Here is a 1,061-nt window from a genome sequence, read left to right as displayed (position 1 = left end):
TCGGACAGCGCCTCCACCCGCTGCAGGCAGGAGCGGGCGTCCACTGAGCCGGCCTCGAGGACCTGCATCGACCACGCGCCGGCGCCGTCGTCCTCGAGGCGCAGTCGCAGCATGGCATGCCGATCCAGCAGGGCCTGCACCAGCACCACCACGTCGGCCTCGGTCACCCCGTGGGGAGCCTGCACCACCACCGTCTGGTTGAACTGATCGACCGGCCCCTCCACCTCGGCCAGCCACCGCATGATCGGCGTGCCCAGCACCGCACCGATGCCCTCATCGACTGGACCGCCGCCACCTTCGGCCACCCCAGCCACCCGGGCCAACCGGGCCACCGTCTGCTCGACGAAAACATCGCGCGGCTTGCACACCAGCCCGGCCGCCCGCGCCCGCGCCACCACCTGCATCGACAAAATGCTGTCGCCGCCAAGCTCGAAGAACGAATCATCGACCCCGACCCGCTCCAGCCCCAGCACCTCGGCATAGATGCCCGCCAGGATCTCCTCGACGGCATCACCCGGTGCGCGATAACGATCCCCATCGGCATAATCCGGTGCCGGCAACGCCCGAGCATCAAGCTTGCCGCTGGCCGTCCGCGGCAGCGCCTCCAGCACCACCACCGCGGCGGGCACCATGTAGGCCGGTAACCGCTGGGCCAGCGCGGCTCGTATCTGGGCCGGATCCGTGGCGCCGGTGACATAGCCGACCAGGCGCTTGTCGCCGGGGCGGTCTTCACGCGCGATCACCGCCGCCTGCTCCACCCCGCCCACACCCATCAGCGCCGTGTGGATTTCGCCCAGTTCGATGCGATACCCGCGGATCTTGACCTGCTCATCGGCCCGCCCCAGGTAATCCAACTGCCCATCGGCGCGCCAGCGCACCAAATCCCCGGTGCGATACATCCGCGCACCCGCACCACCAAACGGACACGCCACAAACCGCGACCCCGTCAACCCCGGCCGGCGCAGGTAACCCACCGCGATCCCATCGCCGGCCACATACAACTCACCGACCACACCGACGGGCACCCGACGCAACGACCCATCGAGCACGAACAACGCCGC

Annotated in this window: 1 protein-coding gene; it reads right to left on the bottom strand. The window is 69.6% G+C overall.

Annotation, left to right across the window (positions count from 1 at the left end):
* Window positions 1-1,061: phosphopantetheine-binding protein (locus A5753_RS17910; protein WP_156656154.1), on the bottom strand; the 1,061-nt coding region annotated here is incomplete at both ends.

Origin of the sequence: Mycobacterium sp. 852002-51971_SCH5477799-a (assembly GCF_001667145.1) — a bacterium.
Classification (GTDB): Bacteria; Actinomycetota; Actinomycetes; order Mycobacteriales; family Mycobacteriaceae; genus Mycobacterium.
This window is presented reverse-complemented; position numbering and strand designations above follow the sequence as displayed.